This is a genomic window from Pseudomonas sp. SDO5532_S415, from assembly GCF_054071155.1.
Genome location: NZ_JBSVWS010000054.1, coordinates 1 through 23,839, shown reverse-complemented (window position 1 = coordinate 23,839; position 23,839 = coordinate 1). Strand labels below are relative to the sequence as shown.

Below are 23,839 nucleotides of genomic sequence, written 5' to 3'. Positions count from 1 at the left end.
AGTCAAGTCGTCTATGTGCTTTATTGAACTAAGCACATGAGAAAGCAAGAAAAAATCGTGAAACATCAAGTGTGTTAGCTTCAATTGCGCAACCCGAGACAAGGAAATGACATGCGAGCGTTCTTCCTGACCGCCGGCCTGCTGATTGGCCTGAGTCCTTTAAGCATGGCCGCACAGATTTACAAATGGGTCGACGCCCAGGGCGTTACCCATTTCGATGCGCAACCACCTTCAGGTCAGCAAGCCACTATTGTCGTGATGCCCTCCCCGTCCGCCGCCAAACCCGCCGCATCTTTGAACAGCGGCACGATTGGCGATCAACAGGCCATCGACAAAAACGTCAAGAAGCAGGTCGCCAAGCAGCAAACAGAGCTGAAAGTATTTTGCGAACAGGCGCGAACAAACCTGGCGCAGCTGCGGAACAATCCGCGGCTCAGAGAGGAAGTGGAGGGAGAACTGCGTCGACTCGACGACACTCAACGGCAGGAGCGCATAGGAGAAACGCAGAAACAGATCGCGGATAACTGCATGTAGTCACCTGCAGGAGCCGCCCGGAGCAAGCTCGGCTCCTACAGGAATCGGGGTCAGCGAGAAGCGGTGATCAGTTGATCGAACTCTTTGAGCAGCACTTGCAGCTGTCGATCCTTGCCCTGAACATTACGGGAGGCAAAGACCATTTCGGCCATCTCCTGAATCCCCGAAGCATTCGGCAAAGGCAGGTTCTGCTCAAGGATTACTTTCATGCGCGGCAGAAAGATCCATTGCAGCCATTGCTCGAAGTCCAGCGTATCGACCGAAAACGGCTCAACGCTGGAGAGCGCCTCAGCGGATGGCGGGACATCATCCCACCATCCTTGCACCCGCAATTCACGCTCGATCAGCAGCAACTGCTCGGCAATCCTGGGAAAGCGGACATCCATCACGACGAAACCTTTGCCTTCTGACGGGCCAATGCCGCGCCAGCGGAGTCGCCCTGCTTCTCACGTGCCTGGGCAATCAACTCCCACAGACTGGCCTGAAGCGCCGGACGACCATTGGCCAAAGTCAAACCACGACGCGCGAATTGCTCGGCCTGCGCGGCATCCCCTTGAGCCATGCGCACTTGCGCCAGGCGATAAAGCACCTGCGGTTCACGCGGGGCGACACGCTGGGCACGTTCGAGACTTGAAGAGGCACCGTTGAGATCACCACCCGCCTGTTGCTGCTGAGCAGTGGTCAACAGCGCCAGCACTGGACCGTCCAGTTGCTCATCGGCGGACAAGCCACCGGAACTGGCCGACGGAATTCCGCTCGGCGTCGACGGCATGCTGTAGCTGCCCTGATTGATCGGTGCAGACTGCACCGGCGAGGTATCAATCGGTCCCGGCGTAATCGGGCCTGGGGTGATCGGCGTAGTGCTGATCGGCGTCGAAGTCGTTGCGCCGCCACCCGGCACCATCACGACCACACCGGTATCGCCTTGCGGAATTTCCTGCACCTTCGCTTGTGCAGGACGCTTGACCGTCGACTGACGGAAACCTCCGTTCGCCGAGACCCTCTCACTATTGGAGACATTGGTGCCGGAGTCCACAACCGGAATCGAGCCACGCTGTACGGAGGAGCAACCGCTGAGCAAAGCCACGGCGGTAACCGCTGGAATCAACCACTTGTTCACTTGAAACCCTCTTTGCTTAATTCATCCAGCCCTTGACCCAATCCATCACCGTTTCACCATTGATAGGGCTTTCGCCACCGCAAGGAGCGCCGGGAGGCGGTTCGCTGCCGCGAATATACGGCATCTGCACGGCGCCCGGGCAGTTGCCGTCAGAGCCTTGTCCGGTCCGCGAATCGACCCAGGCCTGAACAATATTATCCGGCTGAGGCATGTCCAACGGCAACGGATCGGCCTTGCGCATAAAACTGGTCCAGACCTGCAACGCCCCGGTAGCACCCGTGAATGGCGTCTTGCCGTTGTCATCGCGCCCCAACCAGACCACCGCCAGCAGATCCTGACTGAAACCGGCGAACCAGCTGTCGCGCGAATCGTTACTGGTACCGGTCTTGCCGGCCAGTGTCAGGGTTTTCGGCAGCACGTTGTAAACCGAACTGCCGGTGCCTTCGCGCATGACCCGCTGCATGGCGCTCTGGACCAGGTAAATGGAGGCCGGGTCGAAACGCTGCTGAATCTGGAACGGATAACGCTTGAGGGGCTCGCCTTCGGCTGTCAATACGCTACGAATCCCGCGCATCGGGGTATTGAAACCACCGTTGGCGAGGGTCTGGTACATGGTTGCCACTTCGATCGGTGTCATGCCGCCCGCCCCCAGCAACATCGACGGAAAGGCCGGAAACTCGCGACTCACCCCCAGACGCCCGAGGGTCTTGAGGACATTGGGAACACCTACCGCCAAGCCGAGACGCGCGGTCGACAAGTTGTAGGAATGCGCCAGGCCTTGATAAAGGAAAACCGTGCCATGGGAGCGGCGATCATAGTTCTGCGGCTTCCAGACCTGACCGTCCGCACCTTTGACCGAGAAGGATTCGTCTGACAGCCAACTGGTCAGTGTGTACTGGCTCGGTTTCTCGAGTGCTGTCAGATAAACCGCTGGCTTGATCAACGAGCCGATCGGCCGCACCGCATCCAGTGCACGGTTGAAGCCGGCAAAACTTGCCTGGCGACTGCCGATCATGGCCTGGACTTCACCGGTTTCCGGGTTGGTCACGACCATCGCCGCTTCGACGTCATCGGAGCCCTTGCGCCCAGACAGGCGTTTGAAGGTGTCGTTGACCGATGCTTCGGCTTTCATCTGCAGGATCGGGTCGAAGCTGGTAAAGATTCGCAGACCTTCTTCGGTCAAGTCTTCATCGCGATAGTCTTCACGCAGTTGACGCTTGACCAGATCGAGGAAACCAGGGAACGAGCTATCAGCCAACTTTCCACGTGTTGTCACGCCCAATGGCATTTTCTTCGCAGCAGCGACCTGCTCGGCGGTGGCGACGCCTTGTTGCTCAAGCACATCCAGCACCAGATTGCGCCGTTCAAGCGCCCGCTCAGGATTGCGACGCGGATTGTAATAAGACGGTCCCTTGACCATGCCCACCAGCATCGCGACTTGATGCAGCTTCAGTTCGGACAACGGCTGCCCGAAGAAGAACTGACTGGCCAGGCCGAATCCGTGGACCGCACGCTGACCATCCTGGCCAACGAACACTTCATTGAGGTAAGCCTCAAGTATTTCCCGTTTGTCGTAATGCAACTCAAGCAACATCGCCATCATGGCTTCGGTGAGTTTACGGGTCAGGCTGCGTTCGCTGGTCAGGTAGAAATTCTTGACCAGCTGTTGCGTTAACGTACTGCCGCCCTGGGTCAGCTTGCCCCCAGAGGTATTGACGTAGATGGCTCGCACAATCGACTTGGGCGACACCCCCCAGTGGCTGTAGAAGTCACGGTCTTCCACGGCAACCAGGGTTTCCAGCAGATACGGCGGAACCTGATCGATCTTGATCAGAATGCGATCTTCGAGGTTCTTCGGATAAATCCCGCCGATCAGCAGCGGTTCCAGGCGCACTACAGATAACTTCGAACCGTTCGTCGCCGAGAGTTCGGCGACATAGTCGCCGGAGAAGCGAACACGCACCGGTTGAGCGTTCTCCAGACCCTCATAGAACTGGAAGCCGCGGGTATTCAAGTCGACGGTATTGCCGTTGACTGCCGCCGCGCCGGGGCCGTTGCTCACGCTTTCACGGCGATAGCCCAGGGCATCGAGTTCGGTGAGAAAGTCATCCCTGCTCAGTTTTTGTCCGACGAACAGCTCGAGCGGACGCGCGTATACCTTGGCCGGAATCGTCCAGCGCTTGCCGGAAAACTTTTCCTGCACGATGGCATCGAGGTAAACCGCGAATCCGGCCAGCACCACAAGGCCGACCAGACTGAGTTTAAGGACCCAGCCCAGCCAGGGCCGCAGGCCTCGGGAAGGTGGTTTTTTTGGGGTACGGGGGGATCGAGTACGAGTCATGGCGGCGGATTATACGCACTTTATTCATCCTCAACAGGAGCCCTCCGAGTTTGCGTTGGGCTGGCTAGCCGCCATAATGACGACCTGAATTTTTCCAGACTCTGAAGGATCCCCCCTGTGAGCCAGTCCCTGATTGCCGCTTTGCAAAACCCGGCCTTGTATCCGCATCCTGTTGACGGGTTCCAGCTCATCGAAACCCATATTTCCTGGGTACTGCTCACCGGTTCCTATGCCTATAAAGTGAAGAAGCCGGTCAACTTCGGTTTCCTCGATTTCACCACGCTTGAGGCTCGAAAGCATTTCTGCGGCGAAGAATTGCGCCTGAACCAGCGCCTGACAGACGATCTGTATCTGGAAGTGTTGCCGGTCACTGGCAGCGCCGAAGCTCCGCAACTGGGCGGCGAAGGCCCGGCCATCGAATACGTGCTGAAAATGCGTCAATTCCCGCAAACCGGCTTGCTCAGCACCCTTCAGGCCAATGGTGAACTGACCACCTCGCACATCGACGCGATGGCGGCACAAATCGCCCGGTTCCACCTCAGCGCCCCAAAAGTCCCGGCCGAACATGAAGCGGGCACTCCTGACAGTGTCATGGCGCCAGTGCGTCAGAACTTCGAACAGATTCGCCCATTCCTCAGTGACAAGGCTGACCTGCTGCAACTCGACGCCCTGCTAGCCTGGGCCGAGAGCAGCTTCGATCGCCTGAAGCCCATCCTCACCCAGCGCAAGGCAGACGGATTCATCCGCGAATGCCATGGCGACATTCATTTGGGCAACGCCACGGTGATCGACGGCAAGGTCGTGATTTTCGACTGCATCGAGTTCAACGAACCGTTCCGCTTCACCGATGTGTATGCCGATGCCGGCTTCCTGGCCATGGACCTGGAAGACCGCGGCCTGAAGTGCCTGGCACGCCGCTTCATCAGCCAGTACCTGGAACTGACCGGCGATTATCAGGGCCTGGAACTGCTCAACTTCTATAAAGCCTACCGTGCACTGGTTCGCGCCAAGGTCAGCCTGTTCAGCATGCCGGCCGACGCCACTGCGGTGCAGCGCGCCACCACCCTGCGCCAGTACCGGACCTACGCCAACCTGGCAGAAAGCTATAGCACCATTCCTTCGCGCTTCATGGCGATTACCCACGGTGTTTCCGCGGTCGGCAAAAGCCACGTGGCGATGCGCCTGGTGGAAGCATTGGGCGCGATTCGCCTGCGCTCCGACGTTGAGCGCAAACGCCTGTTCGGCGAGCAAACCGGCACGAACGACCTGCAGGCCGGCATTTACAGCGCCGATGCCAGTACCGCGACCTACCAACGCTTGCACGAAATTGCCGAGGTCATCCTTCACGCCGGCTTCCCGGTGGTGATCGATGCCACTTATCTCAAGCACGATCAGCGCGAAAGCGCAGCGAAAATTGCCGAGGCTACAGGCACGCCTTTCCTGATCCTCGACTGCAATGCACCACAAGCCGTGATCGAGAGCTGGCTGGCCCTGCGCCAGGCAGATAACACAGATCCGTCCGACGCCACGCTGGCGGTGATCGAGGCCCAGCAAGCCAGTCGCGAACCCCTGACCCCGGCAGAAATTCTCTGCAGCAAACGCGTTCAGACCAATGAAAGCGGAACGCTTGACACAGTCGTGGCGCAAATTCGCCAACGCCTGCCAGGCCTGTAAAAAACTATTTCAGCCGTGAGGCCTTCGCCGGCTTCACGGCTGCCAAATAGTGGCACTATAATGGCGCCATAAAACCAACAGGTGATGTGACATGAGCCAGCCGAAACTTCTCGACACCCCGCTTTATGCCTTGCTGCACAAAGACGACATCACAGGTTTCAACAATGAACGCCCCAAGGATGGCCCTATCGACATGGTCGGTGGTGACTTCCGGGGGCTGGACTTGCGCGAGTTGAACGCCGACGGCGTCGACTTCACCAATGCCTACTTCCGTTCCGCCGATTTGCGGGGCATCGACTTTCGCAATGCGTCACTCGAAGGTGCAAGTCTGGCCCATGCACAGATTTCCGGTGCCTACTTTCCGCCAGAGTTGAGTGCTGACGAGATTCTGATGTCGATGAACTTCGGGACACGACTGCGTTATCGCACCCGCTGACCCTTAGCGTAAATTCACCAGTCCGGTGCCCCCGCTTCGCATTGGACTTCGGGCCGACTTGTCCCGACTACTGGTATCTCCCCCCTGTCCCTGCTCCTTTCGCAGTTTTTCACGCGCCCTCTAACGCCTGCCTCTTAGAAGCTTTTGCGTCGAAAACGACCAAACAATCACGCTTTTCCTACTGATGGCTACACTCCTGAGAAGCTTGCCCACGCACCATTCGGCCATCGCAAGGAGGCTTGATGAATGATGAACTGCAACACCTTAAGAATCTTGGCAAGACGTCGGCGCAGTGGCTGCATGCGGTGGGCATCCACAGCGCCTCGGACTTGCGTCGCCTGGGAGCGGTGGACGCTTATCGGGCCGTGCGCACGCGCGGTTTTCGAGCATCCAAGGTGTTGTTGTATGCAATCGAAGGCGCCCTGATGGACGTGCATTGGAATGACATTCCCGCCGAACGCAAAGAAGCGTTGAATAAACAGTTGGAAGCGATCTCGTCACGTCACAAAAACTGAGTCCGCATGGGATGTCCGCGATTGATACGAGTGAAGCCACTAAAAACGACAAACCAATAGTCAATAGTTACAAGGACTTGCCGACCACGCGCGACACAAACGACGCCAATGAGAAATCAGCTGTTGACTTGGTAATGAGAATCGATATGATTATCACAACTGGTCGCGAGACTGGTCGATATTCTGAATAGCCCTTGGTTCGGACTCTCAGATTATCTCCTCATCAGGCTAATCACGGTTATTTGACCCGGCTCTTGCCGGGTCTTTTTTTGCCTGAGGAAAAGTCGTCACCGCGACACTGCGCTAATTGCGGCGCAAGGTTATTGACCAGCAGATTCAGGATAAAAACCGTCAGACAGCTTTTTCAGGCTTTCCGGCAGTCGTGGACCCAATCCACCCACCAGCAAGGTCGGATCAAGCTCGATGACCCGCCCGCCCCGCGCTGCGCGAGTGGAGGCCAGAATCGGATTTTCCCTGAACAACGCTGCACGCGCCGCATCACCACTCAGTGCGCGGTCGGCAAACACCAGCACATCAGGATCAAGGCTCACCAGCGACTCGTTCGAAAACGGCTTGTAGCCGGTATGGGTCGCCAGGTTGTGTCCTCCGGCGCGTTGCAGTAACCAATCAGCGGCGGTGTCCTTGCCGGCGATCAGCGGTTTTCCGCCCGCGTGCCCGAGTAACAGCAACACCCCCGGAGAGGACTGCGTCAATTGCGCCCTGGTAACCCGGATCTTCTGCAGCTCAAGCGCCTGTTGATAAGTCGCCAGCAACTGTGCCGCCCGGTCTTCGGCGCCGAGCAACCTGCCCAAATGCTGCAGGTTATTCTGCAGCGTCGGCAGATCCGGCTGGGCCGAGAACAGCTCGACCTGCACGCCCGCATTACGAATTTGCGAAAGCACGGGGGGCGGCCCCATCTCTTCGGTACCGACCAGAATCTGCGGACGCAAACTCAGCACACCCTCCGCCGAAAGCTGCCGCTGATATCCGATGCTGGGTAAAGCCTTCAGGGATTCAGGGTGCTGACTGGTGGTATCGACCCCGACCAGTTTCGACTCGCCCCCCAAAGCGCTGACCCACTCCGAGAGCGCCCCGCCGGCACTGACCCAACGTTGCGGCAACTCGCTCGCAGCGACGTGATGACTGGCGAAAAGTCCGAAACACAGCGCGCAAACACGGGTACTCAGGCGCATATACAGTTTCCTATGAGGGTTTCCCGGGCATCAGGCGACGAGGCCACGTATCCTGTGCAACTTGGCAACCGCGCCTTCCGGGCAAGTCAGCCATTTGATAATTGCTTGCATTTGCACGTCAAGCTCGGACATATCCGGTCACGACTGTGCGCCCTGAGGATAGGCATGAAATTTCTGTGTAAAGGCATTGAGCTGGCCGATGCCAGCAGCCGCGGGTTTGAACTCGCCGGGCAAAAGCTTTTCGCCGTGCGTCGGGACGGCAAGGTTTACGTCTATGTCAATCGCTGCCCGCACCGCGGCGTCGGACTTGAATGGACCCCCGACCAGTTTCTGGACCCCAGCAACAGCCTGATCCAGTGCGCCACCCACGGCGCCCTGTTTTTGATCGAGGACGGCGAATGCGTTGCCGGCCCTTGCGCGGGGCAATCGCTGACCCGTGTCGACTGTCGCGAGGATGCGCAAGGCATCTGGATCAGTCTTTAACCGCCAAGCACTACCTCCAGACGCCGATCCACGACCATCTCTTCATGGGTCAGACGCACGCCATAGGCCAGCACTTCAACCCCGCACGCCACCGCCTCACGCAAGGCTTGTGCGTAGGCGGAATCGATTTCTTCGGCCGGGCGCACGGCTTCGATACCGGTCAAATTCACGCAGTACAACTGCACCGCACGAATTCCGTCCCGCGCCAGATGGGCCAACTCACGCAGATGCTTCGCCCCGCGCTGGGTCACCGCATCAGGAAACGCCGCCACCGCGACACCGTCGAAACCCAGCGTGACACTTTTGACTTCCACATAGGCCGGCCCGTCGGGGTAATCGAGACGAAAATCGATCCGGCTCTTTTCCTGACCGTAGGCCACTTCGCGCTTGAGCCCGGTAAAGCCGTTCAGCTCGGTGATTACCCCAGCCAGCAGTGCTTCTTCGATCAAAGCATTGGCCCGCCCGGTATTCACGCAAAAATGACGACCATGTGGGGTTTCGCCGATTTCCCAGGTGCCGGGCAACTTGCGCTTGGGGTCATTGGAACGACTGAACCAAACCTGTCCACCTTCGACCTGACAATTGAGCATCGAGCCGGTGTTCGGGCAGTGAATGGTCAACAACTCACCGCCAACGGTTTCGATATCGGCGAGAAAACGCTTGTAACGGCGGATCAGCCGACCTTCTTCGAGGGGAGGATGAAAACGCATCAGCCTTGCCAGCTCCGCAGACCCCGGCCGATACGCTCCACCGCTTCCTGCAAACGCTCAAGGTTTTGCGTGTAAGCAAAACGCACGTGATGCCCGGCCTGATAGCGACCGAAATCCAGTCCAGGCGTGAATGCTACGTGCTCCGTTTCGAGGAAATGCCGACAGAACGAGAAGGCATCGCCGCCGAACTTGCTGATATCAGCGTACAAATAGAACGCGCCTTCAGGCTCGACAGCGATCCCGAAGCCCAACTCCCGCAATGCTGGCAAAAGGAAATCGCGACGACGACCGAATTCGGCACGACGCTCTTCCAGAATCCTGATGGTTTCTGGCTCGAAACAGGCCAGCGCAGCATGCTGCGCCATGCTCGGGGCACTGATATAGAGGTTCTGGGCGAGCTTCTCCAGCTCACCCACAGCCACATCGGGTGCCACCAGCCAACCGAGCCGCCATCCGGTCATTCCGAAATATTTCGAAAAACTGTTGAGCACAAAGGCACTGTCATCGACTTCCAGCACGCTGGCCGCATCGGTGCCGTAGGTCAAGCCATGGTAGATCTCGTCCACCACCAGATGACCGTGGCGCTGTTTGATGGCGCTGGACAGCCCCGCCAGCTCGTCACGGGTGAGGATCGTCCCCGTTGGATTCGCCGGAGATGCCACCAACGCACCCACGCTGTCGTGATCCCAATGCCGCTCGACGAGATCCGGTGTCAGTTGATAACGCACGTCCGGACCTACAGGGACAAGCTGCGCGGCACCTTCTACCAGTCGCAGGAAATGCCGGTTGCATGGGTAACCCGGGTCCGCCAGCAGCCAATGCTTGCCCGGATCCACCAGCAAGGCACTGGCCAGCAACAGCGCACCGGAACCGCCGGGCGTGATGAGGATGCGTCGCGGATCGATGTTCAGGCCATAACGCTGCTGATAAAAGCCCGAGATAGCCTCACGCAGCTCAGGAATACCGCGTGCGGCGGTGTATCGCGTTTTTCCCGATTCGAGCGCAGCCTGGCCGGCACGGATGATCGGCTCGGCTGTGGTGAAGTCCGGTTCGCCGATTTCCAGGTGAATCACATCGTGACCGGCGGCCTGTAATTCATTGGCCCGCGCCAGCAATGCCATGACATGAAAAGGTTCGATTGCGCGACTGCGGGCACTGTAGGACTGAGCCATTGGCCTTCCTTCAACGAAGAAAAGAAACGATTCTACCCAAGCGCAGGAACGAGCGAGAGCCTAAAGCGGTCAGAGCGGTATAACCCAGACCCAAAACGACTCGAGCGAGTGCCCAAGGTTTGACTAAAATCAATAATTGATCAGGGCCGCGGAGCTACCAGGCAGCGCTTTGCCATCATTTGCAAGCGCCACAGGCCGCGGCCTCGACATCCGGGAGTAGCGCGCTCTGATTTGATCTGGTAAGTTCGCCCGCTTGCAGCCGCAGGGCCGGCGGGTGCCGGTGATGGAGCAATCCTGCGCAGATGGATTACAAGAGTAGAGGCGGTCTATTTCATGTCCACCCAAGCAAAGCAACAGGCAGTCCAGTCGATCAGCGGCTTCGAACCCTATAAAGAAGTTCCGGGCGAGGAGTACATGGGCAAGCCCATGCGTGCGCACTTCACCAAGGTCCTGAACAAGTGGAAACAGGACTTGATGCAGGAAGTCGACCGCACGGTTGATCACATGAAGGACGAAGCGGCCAACTTTCCTGACCCGGCAGACCGTGCCAGCCAGGAAGAAGAGTTCGCCCTCGAACTGCGAGCGCGCGATCGTGAGCGCAAGCTGATCAAGAAGATCGACAAGACGCTTCAACTGATCGAAGACGAAGAATACGGCTGGTGCGAGTCCTGCGGTGTCGAAATCGGCGTCAAGCGCCTGGAAGCCCGCCCTACCGCCGACATGTGCGTCGATTGCAAGACCCTGGCGGAAATCAAGGAAAAGCAAGTCGGCAAGTAATAACGACTTGAACGAAGAACGGAGCGTGCGAACGCTCCGTTTTTGTTTCTGACATTTGCTTCGACAGGAAACTGTGGGAGCGAGCCTGCTCGCGAAGGGGGCCTCAGCTTCAACATTAATGCTGGCTGACACACCGCTTTCGCGAGCAGGCTCGCTCCCACAGGGGCCGGCTCAAGTACGGAAAAAATGACATCACCCTATGACCGCCATCTCCACCTCTTCCTACATCGGGCGCTTCGCCCCCACGCCCAGTGGTCACCTGCATTTCGGTTCGCTGGTGGCCGCGCTGGCTTCGTACCTTGACGCACGTTCGGTCGGCGGCCGCTGGTTGATGCGCATGGAAGACCTCGACCCGCCCCGTGAAGAGCCCGGCGCCCAGGCGGCGATCCTCAAGGCGCTGGAGAGCTATGGTTTCGAGTGGGATGGCGAGATGGTCCGCCAGAGCGACCGGCACGACGCCTACGCCGAAGTACTCAATCGCCTGTTCAATCACGGCCTGGCCTACGCGTGCACCTGTTCGCGCAAGCAACTGGAGCCGTACCATGGTATCTATCCGGGGCTGTGCCGTAATGCCGGGCATGCCACCGACGATGCGGCGATCCGGATACGTGTACCCGAACTGGATTACCACTTCATCGACCGCGTGCAAGGTGAATTCCATCAACACCTGGGCCGGGATGTCGGCGATTTCGTGATTCGCCGCCGTGACGGGCTCTACGCCTATCAACTGGCGGTGGTGCTGGATGATGCCTGGCAAGGCATTACCGATATCGTGCGCGGCGCCGACCTGCTCGACTCTACGCCACGCCAACTTTACCTGCAGGAACTGCTCGGCCTGCGGCAACCGCGTTACTTGCACATCCCGCTGATTACCCAACCCGATGGCAACAAGCTCGGCAAGTCCTATCGCTCGCCGCCATTGACCGAAGACCAGGCCACACCATTGTTGCTGCGTGCCTTGCGTGCACTGGGGCAGACTCCCGGTACCGAACTGGCTGATGGCACCCCCAGGGAAGTGCTGAACTGGGGCATCGCTCACTGGGATGCAAGCCGGATCCCGCGCACACTGAGCCTGCCCGAGGCGCAGCTACAGTGATCGTGCTTGCAGTGTCGCGCCCATCCGTTACCATCGCCGCACGTTTTCGGGCACGCGCATAAAAAAGAGAGGCCGGGATGTACATCTATCGCTTGGTCCTGCTCCTGGTAGTGGGGATTTATCTGTTCTCCCCGGCCATCATGGATTGGTGGATCGACGCCACTGGCGCCTGGTATCGCCCTTATCTGCTCTGGCTGATCCTGATCGTCGTGACCTTCATCCTGCAGAGCCAAAAAGATGCCGATGAGCTTTAGCCTGACCCAGATGATCCTGATCAGTGCCGCGTACCTGGCGGTGCTGTTCGGCGTGGCCTGGATCAGCGAACGGGGCATGATCCCCCGGGCGATCATTCGCCACCCGCTCACCTACACCCTGTCGCTGGGGGTCTATGCCAGTGCCTGGGCGTTTTATGGCACCGTGGGCCTGGCTTATCAGTACGGTTACGGCTTCCTGTCCAGTTACCTCGGGGTGTCCGGGGCATTCCTGCTGGCGCCGGTATTGCTGTATCCGATCCTGAAGATCACCCGCACTTATCAGCTGTCGTCCCTGGCGGACCTGTTCGCGTTCCGCTTCCGCAGCACCTGGGCCGGCGCGCTGACCACGATTTTCATGCTGGTCGGCGTACTGCCGTTGCTGGCGTTGCAGATTCAGGCGGTGGCCGATTCAATCGGCATCCTTACCCGTGAGCCGGTGCAGCACCGCGTCGCCCTGAGTTTCTGCGCGCTCATTACGCTGTTCACGATTTTCTTCGGCTCCCGGCACATCGCCACCCGCGAGAAACATGAAGGCCTGGTCTTCGCAATTGCCTTCGAATCGGTAATCAAGCTGATCGCTCTCGGCGGCGTCGGACTGTATGCCCTGTACGGTGTATTCGACGGCCCGCAACAGCTGGAACTGTGGCTGCTGCAAAACCAGACTGCCCTCGCCGCCCTGCACACGCCGTTGCAGGAAGGCCCGTGGCGCACGCTGCTGCTGGTGTTCTTCGCCTCGGCGATCGTGATGCCGCACATGTACCACATGACGTTCACCGAAAACCTCAACCCGCGCTCACTGGTCAGCGCGAGTTGGGGCTTGCCACTGTTCCTGTTGCTGATGAGCCTGGCGGTGCCGCTGATTCTTTGGGCGGGGCTGAAACTCGGGGCTACCACCAACCCGGAATACTTCACGCTTGGTATTGGCATCGCCGCCAACAGTAAGGCGTTGGCGTTGCTGGCGTATATCGGCGGGTTGTCCGCCGCCAGCGGCCTGATCATCGTGACCACCCTCGCGCTGTCGGGCATGGCCCTGAACCACCTGGTGCTGCCGCTGTATCAACCGCCGGCGGAAGGCAATATCTACCGTTGGCTGAAGTGGACGCGCCGGGCACTGATCGTCGCGATCATCATGGCCGGCTACGGTTTCTACCTGTTGCTGGGCGCTGAGCAAGACCTGGCCAACCTCGGTATCGTCGCGTTCGTTGCCACCTTGCAGTTCCTGCCGGGCGTGCTCTCGGTCCTGTATTGGCCGACTGCCAACCGTCGCGGCTTCATCGCCGGCTTGCTGGCCGGGATCCTGGTGTGGCTGGTGACCATGCTGCTGCCGTTGGTCGGCAATCTGCAGGGCTTCTACATCCCGCTGTTGAACATGATCTATGTGTTGGACGACACCAGCTGGCACATGGCGGCGATTGCCTCGCTGGCCGCCAACGTGCTGATGTTCACCCTGATCTCACTGTTCACCAACGCCAGCACCGAAGAGGCCAGCGCCGCGGAAGCCTGTGCCGTGGACAATGTGCGTCGCCCGCAACGCCGCGAACTGCACGCCGCTTCGCCTCAGGAATTCGCCACACAGCTTGCCAAACCGCTGGGTGCCAAGGCTGCGCAAAAAGAAGTCGAACAGGCTCTGCGCGATCTCTATCTGCCATTCGACGAGCGCCGGCCTTATGCCTTGCGTCGCTTGCGTGACCGCATCGAGGCCAACCTTTCCGGCCTGATGGGACCGAGCGTAGCCCAGGACATGGTCGAAACCTTCCTGCCGTACAAGGCGGGCGGCGAAAACTATGTCACCGAGGACATCCACTTCATCGAAAGCCGACTCGAGGATTACCATTCTCGCCTGACCGGGCTGGCTGCCGAACTCGATGCCCTGCGCCGCTATCACCGCCAGACCCTTCAGGAATTGCCAATGGGCGTCTGTTCGCTGGCCAAGGATCAGGAAATCCTCATGTGGAACAAAGCCATGGAGGAGTTGACCGGGATCGCTGCGCAACGGGTCGTCGGTTCGCGCCTGAGCACCATTGCCGACCCGTGGAAAGAGTTGCTGCAAGGTTTCATCAATGTCCCGGACGAACACTTGCACAAGCAGCATCTGGCCCTCGACGGCCAGACCCGCTGGCTGAACCTGCACAAGGCGGCGATCGACGAGCCGCTCGCGCCGGGTAACAGTGGCCTGGTGTTGCTGGTGGAAGACTTGACCGAAACCCAGATGCTCGAAGACAAACTGGTGCACTCCGAGCGCCTGGCCAGCATCGGCCGCCTCGCCGCCGGCGTGGCCCATGAAATCGGCAACCCGATCACCGGCATTGCCTGTCTGGCGCAGAACCTGCGCGAAGAGCGCGAAGAAGACGGCGAACTCAAGGAAATCAGCGGGCAGATCCTTGAACAGACCAAACGCGTGTCGCGCATCGTCCAGTCGCTGATGAGTTTCGCCCATGCCGGCAGTCATCAGCACAACGACGAGCCCGTCTGTCTGGCGGAAGTCGCCCAGGACGCCATCGGCCTGCTGGCCCTGAATCGACGCAATTTCGAAGTGCAGTTCTACAATCTATGCGACCCCGATCACTGGGTCGAAGGCGATCCGCAGCGGCTCGCCCAGGTACTGATCAACCTGCTCTCGAACGCCCGTGATGCCTCGCCTCCGGGCAGCGCAGTGCGTGTCAAGAGCGAAGCCGGCGAACACACGGTCGACCTGATCGTGGAAGACGAAGGCAGCGGGATTCCATCGAGCATCATGGACCGATTGTTCGAACCCTTCTTCACCACCAAGGACCCGGGTGAAGGCACCGGTCTGGGCCTTGCACTGGTCTATTCCATCGTTGAAGAGCATTATGGACAAATCACCATCGACAGCCCGGCTGATGTTCAGAGCCAACGCGGCACCCGTATCCGGGTGACACTACCGCGTCATGTCGAAGCGACGTCCGCTGTGAACTGAGACCGTCGAGAGTATCGAATCAATGCCGCACATTTTGATCGTCGAAGACGAAACAATTATCCGCTCCGCCTTGCGCCGCCTGCTGGAACGCAACCAGTATCAGGTCAGCGAAGCCGGTTCAGTGCAGGAAGCACAAGAACGCTTCACCATTCCCACGTTCGACCTGATCGTCAGTGACCTGCGTCTGCCGGGCGCACCGGGCACCGAACTGATCAAACTGGGTCAGGGCACTCCGGTGCTGATCATGACCAGCTACGCCAGCCTGCGCTCCGCAGTCGACTCGATGAAGATGGGCGCGGTGGATTACATCGCCAAGCCCTTCGATCATGACGAAATGCTCCAGGCGGTTGCGCGTATCCTGCGCGACCGTCAATCGGTGCAAGCCAGCGGTGAACCCGTGGCCGGTAAAGTCGCCAATGGCGCGGCAAAAACGGGCATCGATAACAGCAACGGCGAGATCGGCATCATCGGCTCGTGTCCACCGATGCAGGATCTGTACGGCAAGATTCGTAAAGTCGCGCCGACCGACTCCAATGTCCTGATCCAGGGCGAATCCGGCACCGGTAAAGAATTGGTGGCGCGCGCCCTGCACAACCTGTCGAAGCGGGCCAAGGCACCGATGATTTCGGTGAACTGCGCAGCCATTCCGGAAAGCCTGATCGAGTCCGAATTGTTCGGCCACGAAAAAGGCGCGTTCACTGGTGCCAGCGCCGGGCGCGCCGGCCTGGTGGAAGCAGCGGACGGCGGCACCTTGTTCCTCGACGAAATCGGTGAACTGCCACTGGAAGCCCAGGCCCGACTGCTGCGCGTTCTCCAGGAAGGCGAGATTCGCCGGGTCGGCTCGGTGCAGTCGCAAAAGGTCGATGTGCGCCTGATCGCCGCGACTCACCGCGACCTCAAGAGCCTGGCGAAGATCGGCCAGTTCCGTGAAGACTTGTACTACCGCCTCCATGTGATCGCGCTAAAACTGCCCGCCCTGCGCGAGCGTGGTGCCGACGTCAATGAAATCGCCAATGCGTTCCTCGCAAGGCAGAGCGCGCGGATCAACCGCACCGACCTGAAATTCGCTCCGGACGCGGAACAAGCCATTCGCCATTACTCCTGGCCGGGTAACGTTCGTGAGCTGGAAAATGCTGTCGAGCGCGCCGTTATCCTGTGCGAGAGCCCGGAGATTTCTGCCGAGCTGCTGGGTATCGACATCGAGCTGGGCGATCTGGAAGACGACGAGTTCATCGGCCTGCCCCCGCAACAAGGCAACAACAACGCCGGTAACAACAACCACGAACCGACCGAAGACCTGTCCCTGGAGGACTACTTCCAGCATTTCGTGCTCGAGCATCAGGACCACATGACCGAAACCGAACTGGCCCGCAAACTCGGGGTCAGTCGCAAGTGCCTGTGGGAACGCCGTCAACGCCTGGGCATTCCACGGCGCAAGACCGGGGTCGCCAGCGAAAGCTGAACCGCCCCTGTCTGATGTGCGGGTAACGCGTGACTTTGTGGAAAAACTGTTACCTCAGGTTTTTCACGTAACAGAAGCCGGGGCTTACGGTAACGAAACCCCGGCTTTTTTTCGCCTGCACTTATCCCACCAGACCGCCTAACCCCTTGTTTTACTGGGGTTTGTAAAAGTTGGCACGCACCCTGCTATATGTTTGGTACAAGAACAATAACAAGCAATGCACAAGACAATAAAAATAAGACGAATCGACTCACGCACAATAAAAACAAGACGGCGAGAGGCGCAGCTAACTGATTCTTTTGGAGAGGCGTTGTATTTGGGGCTTGCCCCACGACCAGGCCGAGAACAACAAAAAACTGTCATAAGACAGAGCCTGTACTGGTTGGATCGAGAGATCACTGCAATTCAGCGACCAAAGCAATCCGTTTGCTCTTGGCTCCCGATTGGGAGGGTCATGAAGGAAGCTTCATGGCGAGGGCACTCAACAAAAACAAGAAGCCCGAAACCAATAACAAAAATAGAGCATGCAACTACTTCTTGGGGAGCTTCGGCTCCCCTTGTAGTTTCCGCGATTCAAAAACCGCCTTGCATCCGCCTGTTTCCACCTTGAAACGTGCGGCTTACAGCTCATATCTGCTGCGTCCTACACCATCCCCCGACTAAATGCTAGAATCCCCGCCCATCATGCGGTCATTCTTCGTTTTGGCCGAACATTCCTTCAAACAGTGCATCCCATGCTGAAGAAGCTGTTCCAGTCATTCCGTACTCCCCTGCGTCGTACGCAACATATCCGCAGCACGCCTGAAGTGCTCAACAGCGGCCAACATTCGCTGCAAAAGGCGCAATTCAGCCGTTACGCGGTGAACATCGTCGAACGCCTGCAGGGCGCCGGTTACCAGGCCTATCTGGTCGGCGGTTGCGTGCGCGACATGCTGCTCGGCATCACGCCGAAAGACTTCGACGTCGCCACCAGTGCCACCCCTGAACAGGTCCGGGCCGAATTCCGCAACGCGCGGATCATTGGCCGGCGCTTCAAACTGGTGCATATCCACTTTGGCCGCGAAATCATCGAAGTCGCGACCTTCCGCGCCAATCACCCGCAAAACGATGAGGAAGAAGACAGCAACCAGTCTTCCCGCAACGAAAGCGGACGCATCCTGCGCGATAACGTCTACGGCACCCTGGAGGAAGACGCGCAACGCCGCGACTTCACCATCAACGCCCTGTATTACGATCCGGTCAGCGAGCGCATCCTCGACTACGCCAACGGTGTGCACGACATTCGCAATCACCTGATCCGTCTGATCGGCGATCCGAAACAACGCTATCAGGAAGATCCAGTACGGATGCTGCGGGCCGTGCGTTTCGCGGCGAAACTGAATTTCGGCATCGAAAAACACAGCGCCCTGCCGATCCGTGACCTGGCACCGATGCTGCGCGAGATCCCGGCGGCCCGTCTGTTCGAAGAAGTCCTCAAGCTGTTTCTCTCCGGCCATGCCGCGGACACCTTCGAGATGCTGGTCGACCTGCAACTGTTCGATCCACTGTTCCCGGCCAGTGCCGAGGCGCTGGAATACAACCCGACTTATACCCATACACTGATCAGCGAAGCCCTGATCAACACCGACTTGCGGATCAAGCAGAACAAACCGGTGACCCCGGCGTTCCTGTTTGCCGCGCTGCTGTGGCCTGCTCTTCCGGCTCGAGTACTGCGCCTGCAGGAACGTGGCATGCCGCCGATTCCGGCGATGCAGGAAGCGGCCCACGAACTGATTGCCGAACAGTGCCAGCGCATCGCGATTCCAAAACGCTTCACCATGCCGATCCGCGAGATCTGGGACATGCAGGAACGTCTGCCACGGCGCAGCGGCAAACGTGCCGACCTGTTGCTGGACAACCCGCGGTTCCGCGCCGGTTACGACTTCCTGTTGCTGCGTGAAAGCGCGGGCGAGCAGACCGATGGCCTGGGCGAATGGTGGACGGACTATCAGGACGCCAACGACAGTGAGCGTCGCGACATGATCCGCGACCTCAGCGGCAAGGACGAAGGCACTGGCGCACCGCGCAAACGTCGCCGTAGCGGTGGCTCCAAGCGCAAGCGTGCCGCGGGCGTTTCGAGCACTACGGGCGAGTAATCCATGGAACGCATCTACATCGGCATGGGCAGCAACCTGGCTGCTCCCGCCGAACAGCTGCGCAGCGCCGTCGCCGCCCTGGCGCAGCTGCCGCAATCGGAACTGATCGGGGTTTCCGCCTTCTATCAAAGCGATTCGCTGCTTCCCGGCCAACCGCGTTACACCAATGCGGTCGCCGCCCTCGACAGCACCCTCACGCCGCTGGACTTGCTTGATGCGCTACAAGCCATCGAGAACGAGCAAGGCCGCGAGCGTCTTGAACGCTGGGGGCCACGCACGCTGGATCTGGATATCCTGCTGTTCGGCCACCGACTGATCGACGAACCTCGCCTCAAAGTCCCGCACTACCATATGCAGGAACGGGCCTTTGTGCTGTATCCATTGGCGGAGTTGGCACCTGCGGAGCTGCGTCTGGCCGACGGCCGCAGCCTCACGGAATTGCTCGCTGCCTGCCCGTTCGTCGGGCTGGAGCGCCTCCCTGCAAATTGACACAACACCCTGTGGGAGCGGGCTTGCTCGCGAAAGCGATCTTGAATTCACCATCATGGTTGAATGTCATACCGTCTTCGCGAGCAGGCTCGCTCCCACATTGGCCTTGTGTCAATCCTACAGAATCTGCTGAAACGCATCAGTTACCCCGGTAACACCCTCCTCGTAACAATGCGGTAACACACGCAATTGACTTCCCGAGTTCTCCTCACGACTATAGGCGTCCCGATGCCGCCAACCCGGCACCCAAGGGCGCAATCCAGGCCTTATAAGCACGACAGAAGACCGTGCGCCTGAGTAGATGACGAATCACGCGCGTTACTCGCAGTAGTTTCCATAGCGCCTGAACGAGGATTTTTTGACATGCCAGCCATCACCCTGACCACGCTCCAGAGCCTCAAGCAGAAAGGTGAGAAAATCACCATGCTGACCTGCTATGACGCGACCTTCGCCCACGCCTGCAATCAGGCTGGCGTCGAAGTGCTGCTGGTGGGCGACTCCCTCGGCATGGTTTTGCAAGGTCACGACAGCACCCTGCCGGTTACCACCGCCGAAATGGCTTACCACGTAGCCGCCGTCAAACGCGGTAACACCGACGCGTTGATCCTCGCCGACCTGCCCTTCATGGCCTATGCCACCACCGAACAAGCCATGACCAACAGCGCGCTGCTGATGCAGGCAGGCGCGCACATGGTCAAGGTCGAGGGCGCATTGTGGCTGGCGGACTCGATTCGCCTGCTCGCCGAGCGGGGCATCCCGGTGTGCGCGCACATGGGCCTGACACCGCAATCGGTGAACATCCTCGGCGGTTACAAGGTACAGGGCCGCAATGAAAACCAGGCGCGGCAGATGCGCGCCGACGCGATTTCACTGGAGCAGGCCGGCGCGGCCATGCTGTTGCTCGAGTGCGTGCCAAGCGAACTGGCTGAAGAAATCACTCAAGCGGTGAAAATCCCGGTAATCGGTATCGGCGCCGGCAACCGCACCGACGGCCAGGTATTGGTCTTGCACGACATGCTGGGCCTGTCCATCACCGGTCGTGTGCCCAAATTCGTGAAGAACTTCATGGCCGGCCAAGAGAGCATTCACGCGGCCTTGAGCGCTTACGTCACTGAAGTCAAAGCGGCGACCTTCCCTGGCATCGAACACGGATTTTCTGCATGAACACCGTAAAAACCGTACGTGAACTGCGGGCCGCTGTGGCCCGCGCCCGTGGCGAAGGCAAACGTATCGGCTTCGTGCCGACCATGGGCAACCTGCACAGCGGGCATATCGCGCTGATTACCAAGGCCACCCAGCGGGTGGATTTCGTGGTCGCGAGTATTTTCGTCAATCCGCTGCAATTCGGCGCCGGCGAAGACCTCGACAAATACCCGCGCACCCTCGCGGCCGACCAGGAAAAACTGCTCGAGGCCGGTTGCGACCTGCTGTTCGCGCCAACCGTTGAAGAGATGTACCCCGACGGCATGACTGGCCAGACCCGTGTCAGCGTCCCGCAATTGTCCGAAGGCCTGTGCGGCGCCAGCCGTCCGGGGCATTTCGAAGGTGTGGCGACAGTGGTCAGCAAGTTGTTCAACATGGTCCAGCCGGATCTGGCGATTTTCGGCCAGAAAGACTTCCAGCAACTGGCGGTGATTCGCGCCCTGGTCCACGACCTGAACATGCCGATCCAGATCATTGGCGAACCGACCGTTCGCGCCGCCGACGGCCTGGCATTGTCATCGCGCAATGGGTTCCTCAGCGAAGAGCAACGTGCCGTTGCACCGGTTGTCTATCGCACCCTGAGCCAGATTGCCGATGCGATCAAACAGGGTGAGCGGGATTTCCCGGCGCTGATCAGTGCGCAGATCAAACAGCTCGAAGTTGCCGGGTTGCGTCCGGACTACCTGGAAATCCGTCATGCACTGACCTTGCGTCCGGCGACTCCCGAGGACCGGGACCTGGTGATTCTGGTGGCGGCGTTCCTCGGCACGACGCGGTTGATCGACAACCTGCACCTGAATCTCGATACGCCCATCTGAGCCCAACAAAACAATGTGGGAGCGAGCCTGCTCGCAAATGCGGTACGCCATTCAACAACTAGGTTGACTGATCCGCCGCTTTCGCGAGCAGGCTCGCTCCCACACTTGAACTGTTTTAGTGTCCACAACCCGATTCCGACCTGGGAAAACACTCATGCACGCCATCATGCTCAAAGCCAAGCTACATCGCGCCGAAGTCACCCACGCTGTACTCGATTACGAAGGTTCCTGCGCCATCGACGGCGAATGGCTGGACTTGTCCGGCATTCGTGAGTACGAACAGATCCAGATCTACAACGTCGATAATGGCGAGCGCTTCACCACCTACGCCATTCGCGGCGAAGAAGGCTCACGCATGATCTCGGTCAACGGTGCCGCGGCGCACAAGGCCAAGGTCGGCGATCGCGTGATCATCTGCGCTTACGCCCACTACAGCGAAGCCGAACTGCTCAACTTCAAGCCACGCATGCTCTACATGGCACCGGGCAACGAACTGAGCCACACCAGCAACGCCATTCCGGTTCAGGTCGCCTGATCGAAGCCTGTCGCGCCTCCGTTTGTCGGACGTTCCAAACTTTGATGTTAAAAAAGTACCGGAATCAGGTCAGACAAAGTCAAGACAGATCACCGCGCGGGGTTTACTGTATTCGCCCTGCGCCATGAAATCGTGTCGACGCAGTTGACCGGACGCCCATCCACAGCGCGCCGGGATTTTTAGTGTTCTAAAGGCCGTTCAAGTAAAAAGGAAACCCGCAGCGATGGCGTATTACCGCACTCCTCACGACGTGACCGCTCTGCCCGCCTGGCAAGCGTTGAATGACCACCGCCAAGCCATGCAGGATTTCAGCATGCGCGAGGCCTTCAATGCCGATCCGCAGCGCTTTACCCAGTTCACCCTCAGCAGCTGCGGCCTGTTCCTCGATTATTCGAAAAACCTGATCAACGCCGAGACCCGCAATCTGCTGGTAGGCCTGGCCAATGAAGTCGACCTCAAGGGCGCGATCAAGGCGCTGTTCGACGGCGAAATCGTCAACGCCTCCGAAGGTCGCCCGGCGTTGCACACGGCCCTGCGTCGTCCGGTCGGCGACAAACTGTCGGTCAATGGCGTCAACGTGATGCCTGAAGTGCACAAGGTTCTGAACCAGATCACCGACCTCGTTGGGCGCATCCACGACGGTCTGTGGCGCGGTTACACCGAGAAGCCGATCACCGACGTGGTGAACATCGGCATTGGTGGCTCATTCCTCGGTCCCGAGCTGGTTTCCGAAGCCCTGCTGTCCTACGCCCAGAAGGGCGTGCGCTGCCACTATCTGGCGAACATTGACGGCAGTGAGTTCCACGAACTGACCATGAAGCTGCGCGCCGAGACTACGCTGTTCATCGTCTCGTCGAAATCCTTCAACACCCTCGAAACCCTGAAAAACGCCCAGGCCGCCCGTGCCTGGTACCTGGCCCAGGGTGGCTCGGAAGCCGAGTTGTATCGTCACTTCATCGCGGTATCGAGCAACAATGCCGCCGCCGTGGCTTTCGGTATCCGTGAAGAGAACATCTTCCCGATGTGGGATTGGGTCGGCGGCCGGTACTCGCTGTGGTCGGCCATCGGCCTGCCAATCGCCCTGGCCATCGGCATGTCGAACTTCAAGGAGCTGTTGTCCGGTGCCTACACCATGGACCAGCATTTCCAGAGTGCGCCGTTCGAACAGAACATGCCGGTGCTGCTGGCCTTGCTCGGTGTCTGGTATGGCAATTTCTGGGGCGCGCAGAGCCACGCGATCCTGCCGTACGACCACTACCTGCGTAACATCACCAAGCACTTGCAACAGCTGGACATGGAGTCCAACGGCAAGAGCGTTCGTCAGGACGGCACGCCAGTGTCCACCGACACCGGTCCGGTGATCTGGGGCGGCGTCGGTTGCAACGGCCAGCATGCTTACCACCAGTTGCTGCACCAGGGCACCCAACTGATTCCGGCGGATTTCATCGTGCCGATCGTCAGCTTCAATCCGGTGTCCGACCACCACCAATGGCTGTACGCCAACTGCCTGTCGCAGAGCCAGGCGCTGATGCTTGGCAAGACCCTTGCCGAAGCCGAGGCTGAACTGCGCGACAAAGGCATGGGTGAAGCCGACGTGAAGAAACTCGCGGCGCACAAGGTGATTCCGGGCAATCGTCCGAGCAACACCCTGGTGGTCGAGCGCATCAGCCCGCGTCGCCTCGGCGCGCTGGTGGCGATGTACGAGCACAAAGTCTTCGTGCAAAGCGTGATCTGGGGCATCAACGCCTTCGATCAGTGGGGCGTGGAGCTGGGCAAGGAACTGGGCAAAGGCGTCTACAACCGCCTGGTCGGCAGCGAAGAAACACCGGCCGAGGATCCGTCCACTCAAGGGCTGATCAACTACTTCCGTGGTCGTCACCGCGGATAATCTGAAAAACCTGCTATCCCCTGTGGGAGCGGGCTTGCTCGCGAATGCGGAGTGTCAGTCGGCATT

Annotated in this window: 22 protein-coding genes; 16 read left to right on the top strand and 6 right to left on the bottom strand. The window is 59.2% G+C overall.

Annotation, left to right across the window (positions count from 1 at the left end; genetic code table 11):
• Positions 1-111 precede the first annotated feature (111 nt).
• Entirely contained in the window at positions 112-534 is a 423-nt protein-coding gene (locus ACW9HW_RS14555) for a DUF4124 domain-containing protein (RefSeq protein ID WP_457400465.1), read from the top strand.
• A gap of 50 nt (positions 535-584) precedes the next feature.
• Here ACW9HW_RS14555 and ACW9HW_RS14550 read toward each other — a convergent pair whose 3' ends face one another.
• From ACW9HW_RS14550 to mrcB, 3 genes are read right to left on the bottom strand one after another with little or no spacing between them, the layout of a single operon-like run.
• Positions 585-920: a YqcC family protein gene (locus ACW9HW_RS14550; RefSeq protein WP_457400463.1), complete on the bottom strand. Its 336-nt coding sequence runs from the start codon at positions 918-920 to the stop codon at positions 585-587.
• Positions 920-1,654, bottom strand: coding sequence for a hypothetical protein (locus ACW9HW_RS14545; RefSeq protein ID WP_457400461.1), 735 nt, complete (start codon positions 1,652-1,654; stop codon positions 920-922). The genes ACW9HW_RS14550 and ACW9HW_RS14545 overlap by 1 nt, the downstream gene beginning before the upstream one ends.
• Positions 1,655-1,670: 16 nt before the next feature.
• Complete coding sequence (gene mrcB, locus ACW9HW_RS14540) at positions 1,671-3,995, bottom strand: penicillin-binding protein 1B (RefSeq protein ID WP_095196554.1); 2,325 nt, start codon at positions 3,993-3,995, stop codon at positions 1,671-1,673.
• Positions 3,996-4,112: 117 nt separating this feature from the next.
• Between mrcB and ACW9HW_RS14535 the strand changes: the two genes are divergently transcribed.
• From ACW9HW_RS14535 to ACW9HW_RS14525, 3 genes are all read left to right on the top strand, one after another.
• Positions 4,113-5,669 carry a bifunctional aminoglycoside phosphotransferase/ATP-binding protein gene (locus ACW9HW_RS14535; protein ID WP_095196555.1) on the top strand — a complete coding sequence of 519 codons (1,557 nt, stop codon included), beginning with the start codon at positions 4,113-4,115 and terminating at the stop codon, positions 5,667-5,669.
• A gap of 91 nt (positions 5,670-5,760) precedes the next feature.
• Positions 5,761-6,105 carry a pentapeptide repeat-containing protein gene (locus ACW9HW_RS14530; protein ID WP_095196556.1) on the top strand — a complete coding sequence of 115 codons (345 nt, stop codon included), beginning with the start codon at positions 5,761-5,763 and terminating at the stop codon, positions 6,103-6,105.
• Positions 6,106-6,347: 242 nt separating this feature from the next.
• Positions 6,348-6,620, top strand: coding sequence for a TfoX/Sxy family protein (locus tag ACW9HW_RS14525; protein WP_007971093.1), 273 nt, complete (start codon positions 6,348-6,350; stop codon positions 6,618-6,620).
• A 320-nt stretch (positions 6,621-6,940) separates the two neighbouring features.
• On the opposite strand, the gene ACW9HW_RS14520 is transcribed toward ACW9HW_RS14525, so the two are convergent.
• Positions 6,941-7,813 carry a heme/hemin ABC transporter substrate-binding protein gene (locus ACW9HW_RS14520; RefSeq protein ID WP_095196558.1) on the bottom strand — a complete coding sequence of 291 codons (873 nt, stop codon included), beginning with the start codon at positions 7,811-7,813 and terminating at the stop codon, positions 6,941-6,943.
• 165 nt (positions 7,814-7,978) lie between these two features.
• Between ACW9HW_RS14520 and ACW9HW_RS14515 the strand changes: the two genes are divergently transcribed.
• Positions 7,979-8,296 (top strand): Rieske (2Fe-2S) protein, encoded by a 318-nt coding sequence (locus tag ACW9HW_RS14515; protein WP_095196559.1) that lies wholly within the window; start codon positions 7,979-7,981, stop codon positions 8,294-8,296.
• Here ACW9HW_RS14515 and sfsA read toward each other — a convergent pair.
• On the bottom strand, positions 8,293-9,006 hold the full coding sequence (gene sfsA, locus ACW9HW_RS14510; protein WP_095196560.1) for a DNA/RNA nuclease SfsA: 714 nt from the start codon (positions 9,004-9,006) through the stop codon (positions 8,293-8,295). The two genes, ACW9HW_RS14515 and sfsA, sit on opposite strands and share 4 nt — an antisense overlap.
• Positions 9,006-10,178, bottom strand: coding sequence for a pyridoxal phosphate-dependent aminotransferase (locus tag ACW9HW_RS14505; protein WP_095196561.1), 1,173 nt, complete (start codon positions 10,176-10,178; stop codon positions 9,006-9,008). The genes sfsA and ACW9HW_RS14505 overlap by 1 nt, the downstream gene beginning before the upstream one ends.
• A gap of 333 nt (positions 10,179-10,511) precedes the next feature.
• On the opposite strand from ACW9HW_RS14505, the gene dksA reads away from it, so the two are divergent.
• From dksA to pgi, 11 genes are all read left to right on the top strand, one after another.
• Positions 10,512-10,955, top strand: coding sequence for an RNA polymerase-binding protein DksA (gene dksA, locus ACW9HW_RS14500; protein ID WP_095196562.1), 444 nt, complete (start codon positions 10,512-10,514; stop codon positions 10,953-10,955).
• A 199-nt stretch (positions 10,956-11,154) separates the two neighbouring features.
• The gene (gene gluQRS, locus ACW9HW_RS14495) at positions 11,155-12,051 is read left to right on the top strand and encodes a tRNA glutamyl-Q(34) synthetase GluQRS (RefSeq protein ID WP_095196563.1); all 897 of its coding nucleotides are present in this window, start codon (positions 11,155-11,157) and stop codon (positions 12,049-12,051) included.
• 77 nt (positions 12,052-12,128) lie between these two features.
• Positions 12,129-12,305: a hypothetical protein gene (locus ACW9HW_RS14490; RefSeq protein ID WP_003176118.1), complete on the top strand. Its 177-nt coding sequence runs from the start codon at positions 12,129-12,131 to the stop codon at positions 12,303-12,305.
• Positions 12,289-15,243: a sensor histidine kinase gene (locus ACW9HW_RS14485; protein WP_170948724.1), complete on the top strand. Its 2,955-nt coding sequence runs from the start codon at positions 12,289-12,291 to the stop codon at positions 15,241-15,243. Before ACW9HW_RS14490 ends, ACW9HW_RS14485 begins: the two co-directional genes overlap by 17 nt.
• A gap of 22 nt (positions 15,244-15,265) precedes the next feature.
• Positions 15,266-16,705: a sigma-54-dependent transcriptional regulator gene (locus ACW9HW_RS14480; RefSeq protein ID WP_095196565.1), complete on the top strand. Its 1,440-nt coding sequence runs from the start codon at positions 15,266-15,268 to the stop codon at positions 16,703-16,705.
• Positions 16,706-17,439: 734 nt separating this feature from the next.
• Positions 17,440-18,840, top strand: a complete 1,401-nt coding sequence (locus ACW9HW_RS14475) for a polynucleotide adenylyltransferase PcnB (RefSeq protein WP_095196567.1) — start codon at positions 17,440-17,442, stop codon at positions 18,838-18,840.
• Positions 18,841-18,843: 3 nt separating this feature from the next.
• Positions 18,844-19,329 carry a 2-amino-4-hydroxy-6-hydroxymethyldihydropteridine diphosphokinase gene (gene folK / locus ACW9HW_RS14470; RefSeq protein ID WP_095196568.1) on the top strand — a complete coding sequence of 162 codons (486 nt, stop codon included), beginning with the start codon at positions 18,844-18,846 and terminating at the stop codon, positions 19,327-19,329.
• Positions 19,330-19,692: 363 nt separating this feature from the next.
• Entirely contained in the window at positions 19,693-20,493 is an 801-nt protein-coding gene (gene panB, locus ACW9HW_RS14465) for a 3-methyl-2-oxobutanoate hydroxymethyltransferase (RefSeq protein WP_095196569.1), read from the top strand.
• Positions 20,490-21,350 (top strand): pantoate--beta-alanine ligase, encoded by an 861-nt coding sequence (gene panC, locus ACW9HW_RS14460; protein WP_095196570.1) that lies wholly within the window; start codon positions 20,490-20,492, stop codon positions 21,348-21,350. The genes panB and panC overlap by 4 nt, the downstream gene beginning before the upstream one ends.
• Positions 21,351-21,504: 154 nt before the next feature.
• A complete protein-coding gene (gene panD / locus ACW9HW_RS14455; RefSeq protein WP_003228271.1) occupies positions 21,505-21,885 on the top strand; it encodes an aspartate 1-decarboxylase in 381 nt (126 codons plus the stop codon).
• A gap of 223 nt (positions 21,886-22,108) precedes the next feature.
• On the top strand, positions 22,109-23,773 hold the full coding sequence (gene pgi, locus ACW9HW_RS14450) for a glucose-6-phosphate isomerase (RefSeq protein WP_095196571.1): 1,665 nt from the start codon (positions 22,109-22,111) through the stop codon (positions 23,771-23,773).
• Positions 23,774-23,839: the final 66 nt, after the last annotated feature.

Coding starts and splice junctions, on each gene's coding strand:
- ACW9HW_RS14555 (WP_457400465.1), top strand. CDS start 112: ATGCGAGCGTTCTTCCTGACCGCCGGCCTGCTGATTGGCCTGAGTCCT.
- ACW9HW_RS14550 (WP_457400463.1), bottom strand. CDS start 920: ATGGATGTCCGCTTTCCCAGGATTGCCGAGCAGTTGCTGCTGATCGAG.
- mrcB (WP_095196554.1), bottom strand. CDS start 3,995: ATGACTCGTACTCGATCCCCCCGTACCCCAAAAAAACCACCTTCCCGA.
- ACW9HW_RS14530 (WP_095196556.1), top strand. CDS start 5,761: ATGAGCCAGCCGAAACTTCTCGACACCCCGCTTTATGCCTTGCTGCAC.
- ACW9HW_RS14525 (WP_007971093.1), top strand. CDS start 6,348: ATGAATGATGAACTGCAACACCTTAAGAATCTTGGCAAGACGTCGGCG.
- ACW9HW_RS14520 (WP_095196558.1), bottom strand. CDS start 7,813: ATGCGCCTGAGTACCCGTGTTTGCGCGCTGTGTTTCGGACTTTTCGCC.
- ACW9HW_RS14515 (WP_095196559.1), top strand. CDS start 7,979: ATGAAATTTCTGTGTAAAGGCATTGAGCTGGCCGATGCCAGCAGCCGC.
- sfsA (WP_095196560.1), bottom strand. CDS start 9,006: ATGCGTTTTCATCCTCCCCTCGAAGAAGGTCGGCTGATCCGCCGTTAC.
- ACW9HW_RS14505 (WP_095196561.1), bottom strand. CDS start 10,178: ATGGCTCAGTCCTACAGTGCCCGCAGTCGCGCAATCGAACCTTTTCAT.
- dksA (WP_095196562.1), top strand. CDS start 10,512: ATGTCCACCCAAGCAAAGCAACAGGCAGTCCAGTCGATCAGCGGCTTC.
- gluQRS (WP_095196563.1), top strand. CDS start 11,155: ATGACCGCCATCTCCACCTCTTCCTACATCGGGCGCTTCGCCCCCACG.
- ACW9HW_RS14490 (WP_003176118.1), top strand. CDS start 12,129: ATGTACATCTATCGCTTGGTCCTGCTCCTGGTAGTGGGGATTTATCTG.
- ACW9HW_RS14485 (WP_170948724.1), top strand. CDS start 12,289: ATGCCGATGAGCTTTAGCCTGACCCAGATGATCCTGATCAGTGCCGCG.
- ACW9HW_RS14480 (WP_095196565.1), top strand. CDS start 15,266: ATGCCGCACATTTTGATCGTCGAAGACGAAACAATTATCCGCTCCGCC.
- ACW9HW_RS14475 (WP_095196567.1), top strand. CDS start 17,440: ATGCTGAAGAAGCTGTTCCAGTCATTCCGTACTCCCCTGCGTCGTACG.
- folK (WP_095196568.1), top strand. CDS start 18,844: ATGGAACGCATCTACATCGGCATGGGCAGCAACCTGGCTGCTCCCGCC.
- panB (WP_095196569.1), top strand. CDS start 19,693: ATGCCAGCCATCACCCTGACCACGCTCCAGAGCCTCAAGCAGAAAGGT.
- panC (WP_095196570.1), top strand. CDS start 20,490: ATGAACACCGTAAAAACCGTACGTGAACTGCGGGCCGCTGTGGCCCGC.
- panD (WP_003228271.1), top strand. CDS start 21,505: ATGCACGCCATCATGCTCAAAGCCAAGCTACATCGCGCCGAAGTCACC.
- pgi (WP_095196571.1), top strand. CDS start 22,109: ATGGCGTATTACCGCACTCCTCACGACGTGACCGCTCTGCCCGCCTGG.